Origin of the sequence: Pseudomonas sp. L13, assembly GCF_009935965.1 — a bacterium.
GTDB classification, from domain to species: Bacteria; Pseudomonadota; Gammaproteobacteria; order Pseudomonadales; family Pseudomonadaceae; genus Aquipseudomonas; species Aquipseudomonas lactis.
This window is the reverse complement of record NZ_QODJ01000009.1, coordinates 115,986-122,251: the sequence shown is the minus strand read 5'-3', so window position 1 is coordinate 122,251 and position 6,266 is coordinate 115,986. Positions and strand designations below refer to the sequence as shown.

Genomic DNA, 6,266 nt, shown 5'->3' with positions numbered 1-6,266 from the left:
CGTTCTTAAACCTTACGATGAACCAGTTTGATGCGCGACAGCGCTATGTCGGAGACTTAGTGGGGCCTCCCACATTGATCCAGTTCCAGGCCATAGATCCTCACCAGCCCCTTGTTGGATCCTTAGCCCCCTTCCTATAATCCCAGCGGCTTACCCAAGCCCCGCCCGGCCGCGTGCTACCCGCACCCAGCGTGTCCTGGCACCGCCTTACCATGTCCGACCGGTGCTTGCTCCCATCCCGAGCCGCCCCGCGCACAGCCCTGATCCCTGGGTGTTCGACCAATAATAATCCGCGTCCAAACGCGCAATAACCGTCAGGGATAACGTCATGAGCACCACCTACCAAGAGGCCGCGAGCGCCGCCCCAGCCAACTCGACTGCCCGCGTTGCCACCGCGAGCATCGTCGGCACCGCCATCGAGTTCTACGACTTCTACATCTACGCCACGGCCGCAGCCCTGGTGATTGGCCCGGTGTTCTTTCCGCAGACCTCCGGCACCGCACAGATGCTGGCGTCGTTTCTGACCTTCGGAATCGCCTTTATTGCCCGCCCGTTGGGGTCGGCGTTGTTCGGCCACTTCGGCGACCGTATCGGCCGCAAATCCACCCTGGTGGCTTCGCTGCTGCTGATGGGCGTGTGTACCACCTTGATCGGCTTGCTGCCGGGCTACGACAGCATCGGCGCCTGGGCGCCGATCCTCTTGTGTGTCTTGCGCTTCGGCCAAGGCCTGGGCCTGGGCGGGGAATGGGGCGGCGCGGCCTTGCTGGCGACCGAGAACGCGCCCAAGGGCAAGCGCGCCTGGTTCGGCATGTTCCCGCAACTGGGCCCATCGATTGGCTTCCTGGCGGCCAACGGCTTGTTTCTGATTTTGGCCATGAGCCTGAATGACGAACAGTTCCGCAGCTGGGGCTGGCGCATTCCGTTCATTCTCAGCGCCGCGCTGGTGATGGTGGGCCTGTATGCGCGCCTCAAACTGCATGAGACGCCGGTATTCGCCAATGCCGTGGCCAAGGAAAAACCGGTGAAAGTGCCGCTGGTGGAACTGTTCAGCCAGCATTGGCTGCCGGTACTGCTGGGCGCCGCGTCGATGGTGGTGTGCTACGCGCTGTTCTATATCACCACGGCGTTTTCGTTGAGCTACGGCGTTTCCACCTTGGGCTACAGCCGTGAAACCTTCCTTGGCCTGCTGTGTTTCGCGGTGCTGTTCATGGGGCTGGCGACACCATTGGCCGCCTTGGCCAGTGATCGCTACGGGCGCAAGCCGGTGTTGATCGTCGGTGCGGTCCTGGCGATTCTGTCGGGCTTTACCATGGAGCCGCTGCTGACCCATGGCTCCACCTGGGCCGTGGCGCTGTTTCTGGCGTTGGAGCTGTTTTTGATGGGCGTGACCTTCGCACCGATGGGTGCCCTGCTGCCGGAATTGTTCCCGACGCGTGTGCGTTATACCGGCGCTTCGGCGGCGTATAACCTGGGTGGGATCGTAGGGGCCTCGGCGGCGCCGTTCTTCGCGACCAAGCTGGTGGCGATGGGCGGGCTGAGTTATGTCGGTGGGTATGTGTCGGCGGCAGCGTTGCTGAGTTTGATTGCAGTGCTGTGCCTGAAAGAGACGCGGGATAATGATTTGAACAAGGTTGCCTGAAAGCCAAAACTGTAGGAGCGAGCTTGCTCGCGAAAAAGGTACATCCGACACCGCAATGTGCCTGAAATACCTTCGCGAGCAAGCTCGCTCCTACAGGGGCCGCTTTAGAGTTCTACAACAACAGCCTTGGAAGCCCGGGTCGCCTTGGCCCGAGCCGCTTCAATCGACTCATCCCGCGCCAGTGCCACGCCCATGCGGCGCTGGCCGTTCACTTCAGGTTTGCCAAACAGACGCAACGCTGTATCCGGCTCGCTCAGCGCGGCGCCGAGGTTGGCGAAGGCGGTCTGGGTGGACTGCCCTTCCACCAGGATCACCGCCGACGCCGAAGGCCCGAACTGACGGATCAACGGGATCGGCAGGCCGAGAATGGCGCGTGCGTGCAGGGCAAACTGCGACAGGTCCTGGGAAATCAGGGTCACCAGGCCAGTGTCATGGGGGCGCGGCGACACTTCGCTGAACCACACCTGGTCGCCCTTGATGAACAATTCCACACCAAACAGACCACGACCGCCCAAGGCTTCGGTTACCGCCTTGGCAACGCGCTCGGATTCTGCCAAGGCAACCGGGCTCATAGCCTGTGGCTGCCAAGACTCTTGGTAATCGCCCTTCTCCTGGCGATGCCCCACCGGCGCGCAGAAAGTGGTACCGCCGATGTGGCGCACGGTCAGCAGGGTGATTTCGTAGTCGAAGTCGATAAACCCTTCGATGATCACCCGGCCCTTACCGGCACGCCCGCCCTCTTGGGCGTAGTCCCAGGCTTTCTGCACGTCGTCGGCGCTGCGCAACAGGCTCTGGCCCTTGCCCGACGAACTCATCACCGGCTTGACCACGCACGGGAAGCCCAGGTCCTGGACGGCCTTGCTGTAGTCTTCGAAGGTGTCGGCGAAGTGGTACGGCGAGGTCGGCAGGTCCAGCTCTTCGGCGGCCAGGCGACGGATACCTTCACGGTTCATGGTCAGCGACGTGGCGCGGGCGGTGGGGATCACGGTGAAACCTTCGGCCTCCAGCTCCACCAGGGTAGCGGTGGCGATGGCTTCGATTTCCGGCACGATGAAGTGCGGTTTCTCCGCCTCGATCACCGCACGCAGCGCGGCGCCGTCGAGCATGTTGATCACATGGCTACGGTGCGCCACCTGCATGGCCGGCGCGTTGGCGTAGCGATCCACGGCAATCACTTCAACGCCCAGGCGTTGCAGTTCGATTACCACTTCCTTGCCCAGCTCACCGCAGCCACACAGCAAAACGCGGGTCGCGGTTGGCGACAATGGAGTTCCGATTCGGGTCATCTCAGGTCCTCAGGGGAGCGGATCATGGGGGAGAAAGGCCGGCATTTTACATGAACTGTAAAAATTGGCCTCAGTTGGCGACAGCCCGCCGGCGGATGCGCCAGGCCATGATCAGCCAGACAACAGTGACCCCGGCGAATTTGGACACCAGTGCAGTGCCCGCCACCGCTGGCGTCAGAGCGCCGATCAGGCCGAAAAAGATAAAGGTATCGAGGGGAATGCTCAGCGCCGAACTTATCCACAGGCGGTCATGCAGCGGGCGCTTGGTGATGCTGAACACCAGCCAGTCGATGCACTCGGACACCGCAAACGCCGTGGCACTGGCCAGGGCGATGGACGGGTCGGAGGTGATATACGACAGCACCAGCGCCGCCAGCATGGCGATGATTGCGCCATGGCCGAAGCGGGTTTGCACCATGTCGCGCAGGATAAATACCAGCCCACCCCAGGCGGACCAGATAACGTCCAGGTGCGGGGCGGTGGAGAAGGCGAAGTTGATCAGCACGACGCTGCTGATGTAGGCGATCAGGAAAAACATGGGGATGGACCTGTGGGCAATGCCGCACAGGGTACACAATTACAAGGATGTCGTCTGGCAGGGCCTCATCGCAGGCAAGCCAGCTCCCACATTTGAAGGTATTCACACATCAAGGTTGGGAGCTGGCTTGCCTGCGATGGCGGCCTGTCAGGCGCCGGATTTCCCTGGGGTCATCCACATCATCCCACTCGCCACCGCCCGCTCATGGCACAACCCCAGCACCACCCGGCGCTCGGCGTTGTCCATGCGGCTCCAGCGCGTGATCTCATCCACATTGCGCTGGCAGCCGGTGCAGATATCGTCATCGTCCAGCGCGCAAATACTCACGCAGGGCGAGGCGACCGGTCGTTCAATTGTGCTCATTCCTGCTGCTCAGCCAGGTCACGGGCATAACGCTGCGCGTTATGCACATAGTGCGCGGCGCTGGCTTCGAGCATGCGCTTTTGCGCCTCGGTCAGCTCGCGTACCACTTTGCCCGGCGAGCCCATGACCAGCGAGCCATCGGGAATTTCCTTGCCCTCACCGATCAGCGAGTTGGCGCCGATGATGCAGTGCTTGCCGATCTTGGCGCCGTTGAGGATCACCGCGTTGATGCCGATCAGGCTGTAGTCGTCGACGGTGCAGCCGTGCAACATGGCGTTATGACCAATGGTCACGCCGGTGCCAAGGGTCAGCGGGTAGCCCATGTCGGTGTGCATCACGCTGCCGTCCTGCACGTTGCTGTTCTTGCCGATCAGGATCAGCTCGTTATCGCCACGCAACACCGCGTTGAACCAGACGTTGGCGCCCTCCTCCAGCTTGACCTTGCCCACCAGCGTGGCATTGGGTGCCACCCAGCTGTGGGGGTGCGTCTCGACGCGGGCGTCGCCCAGGCGGTATTTCATGGTTTTTCCTCACGGCATGCCATTTGAACGATGGCTTATAGATTGATGAAGCTCTTGGGCGGCTGGTGCAGGCTGATCTTGGCATCGTCATAGAGCAGGTTGATCAGCTCGACGATCATGATTGCCGTCAGCCCCCAGATTTTGTATTCACCGAACCGGTAGCTGGGCACATACCAACTGCGGCCCTGGTAATCAATACGATGGGTATGTTCGCGTGGGTCTTGTCGAAAAAAATCCAAAGGCACGCTGAAAACCGCGGCAATCTCGGCGTCGTTGGCCAGGTATTCGACGTAATCGGGGATCACGCCTACATAAGGCGTGACCCGGATGCCATGCAGGGAGATCAACGGGCTCAAGGGCCCGATCACCTCGACCAGCCCCGGCGGCAGGCCGATTTCTTCTTCGGCTTCGCGCAAGGCGGTAAAGATCAGGTCCGGGTCTTCGGGGTCGCGGCGCCCGCCGGGAAAGGCCACTTCGCCACCGTGGGTCGACAGGCCGCTGGCGCGCAGGGTCAGGATCAGCTCGGGTTCGTCACTGCGGGTAATCGGCACCAGCACCGCAGCCTCGGGGAAGCGCCCGTCGGTTTCCAGGGTGTGGGGGGTGTGATTGCTTACCCGGCGAAGTAGCTCGTCCAGCATGAGTCATCTCGGTCTGTTGGCTACCTTGCATCATGCACCAAAGCGTGCGAGCGCCCAACCCCAAAACCGCAGCGCTGTCGCGAAACGACAACTTGCAGGAACGCCCGGCAGCGAGCCAAGATGTGCCCATTGTCCAGGAACCCCAGCATGAATTTCTGCAGCCAGTGCGGCAAACCGGTAACCCAACGCATTCCCGAAGGCGACGCACGCCTGCGCTATGTATGCGACCACTGCTCGACCATTCATTACCAGAACCCCAATATCGTCGCCGGTACCGTGCCGGTATGGGGCGACCAAGTGCTGCTGTGCCGCCGCGCCATTGAGCCACGCCTGGGTTACTGGACCCTGCCCGCAGGCTTTATGGAAAATGGCGAGACCGTCGAACAGGCCGCCATGCGTGAAACCCTGGAAGAAGCCTGCGCCCGCGTGCGCAACCTGAGCATCTACACCCTGATCAATGTGCCGCACATCAGCCAGGTGCATATCTTCTACCGCGCCGAACTGATCGACCTGGACTTTGCCGCAGGCCAGGAAAGTCTGGAAGTGAGGCTGTTCGACGAAGCCGATATCCCTTGGTCCGAGCTGGCTTTCCGCACGGTCGGGCGTACCTTAGAATGCTTCTTCGCTGACCGTCGCAAACAGGCGTACCCGGTACGTAGCGAATCTGTGCCACCGCTGTCCAAGCCCGCCCAATAACAAGCCGGCCAATGTCGCCAAAGGGATACCGTTTCAATGCGTTGGTTGCTTGCTCTGATCTGCCTGTCGTTCGCCACGCTGTCCCCGGCCTCCACGGTGCAAACCCTTGACGGTAAAACGGTCGAGAAAGTCCTGGTCCTCAAGTCCGCCCACCAGTTGCAGCTGATCAACGACGGCAAGCCGCTCAAGACCTATCGCATCTCCCTGGGCAAGAACCCCAAGGGCCACAAGCTGATCGAAGGCGACCGCCGCACGCCCGAAGGCCTCTACTGGATCGACTGGCGCAAGACCAGCGACCGCTTCAACTTGGCCATGCACATTTCCTACCCCAACATCAGCGACGCCGCCCGCGCCCGCCGCGAAGGCGTGAAGCCGGGCAGCATGATCATGATCCACGGCACCCCCGACACCGAAGACTACCCGGAACAGTGGTTCCACACCCTGGACTGGACCGACGGCTGCATCGGCATGCGCAACGTGGATATGCGCGAAGTGTGGAACCTGGTCAAAGACGGCACCCTCATCGAGATCCGGCCGTAATCCCACGCCGTTCGTAAAATAATTCGAAAATAATTCCTGCCCCAG

At 61.5% G+C, this 6,266-nt stretch carries 8 protein-coding genes; 3 read left to right on the top strand and 5 right to left on the bottom strand.

Annotated features, from left to right (window positions below):
- Positions 1–328: 328 nt before the first annotated feature.
- On the top strand, positions 329–1,639 hold the full coding sequence (locus tag DK871_RS08145; RefSeq protein WP_003193968.1) for an MFS transporter: 1,311 nt from the start codon (positions 329–331) through the stop codon (positions 1,637–1,639).
- 104 nt (positions 1,640–1,743) lie between these two features.
- On the opposite strand, the gene purT is transcribed toward DK871_RS08145, so the two are convergent.
- The 5 genes from purT to DK871_RS08120 all read right to left on the bottom strand — a co-directional run bounded on the left by purT (position 1,744) and on the right by DK871_RS08120 (position 4,985).
- Positions 1,744–2,925 (bottom strand): formate-dependent phosphoribosylglycinamide formyltransferase, encoded by a 1,182-nt coding sequence (gene purT, locus DK871_RS08140; protein WP_016971940.1) that lies wholly within the window; start codon positions 2,923–2,925, stop codon positions 1,744–1,746.
- Positions 2,926–2,995: 70 nt separating this feature from the next.
- A complete protein-coding gene (locus DK871_RS08135; RefSeq protein ID WP_003193971.1) occupies positions 2,996–3,463 on the bottom strand; it encodes a preQ0 transporter in 468 nt (155 codons plus the stop codon).
- A gap of 147 nt (positions 3,464–3,610) precedes the next feature.
- Positions 3,611–3,826: a DUF1289 domain-containing protein gene (locus tag DK871_RS08130; RefSeq protein WP_003193973.1), complete on the bottom strand. Its 216-nt coding sequence runs from the start codon at positions 3,824–3,826 to the stop codon at positions 3,611–3,613.
- A complete protein-coding gene (locus DK871_RS08125; RefSeq protein ID WP_044272404.1) occupies positions 3,823–4,347 on the bottom strand; it encodes a gamma carbonic anhydrase family protein in 525 nt (174 codons plus the stop codon). The genes DK871_RS08130 and DK871_RS08125 overlap by 4 nt, the downstream gene beginning before the upstream one ends.
- A gap of 35 nt (positions 4,348–4,382) precedes the next feature.
- Entirely contained in the window at positions 4,383–4,985 is a 603-nt protein-coding gene (locus tag DK871_RS08120) for a CoA pyrophosphatase (RefSeq protein WP_032895425.1), read from the bottom strand.
- 147 nt (positions 4,986–5,132) lie between these two features.
- Here DK871_RS08120 and DK871_RS08115 point away from each other — a divergent pair, with 147 nt between their 5' ends.
- Positions 5,133–5,681: an NUDIX hydrolase gene (locus DK871_RS08115; RefSeq protein WP_161904620.1), complete on the top strand. Its 549-nt coding sequence runs from the start codon at positions 5,133–5,135 to the stop codon at positions 5,679–5,681.
- 36 nt (positions 5,682–5,717) lie between these two features.
- On the top strand, positions 5,718–6,221 hold the full coding sequence (locus tag DK871_RS08110) for a murein L,D-transpeptidase family protein (protein WP_098950461.1): 504 nt from the start codon (positions 5,718–5,720) through the stop codon (positions 6,219–6,221).
- Positions 6,222–6,266: the final 45 nt, after the last annotated feature.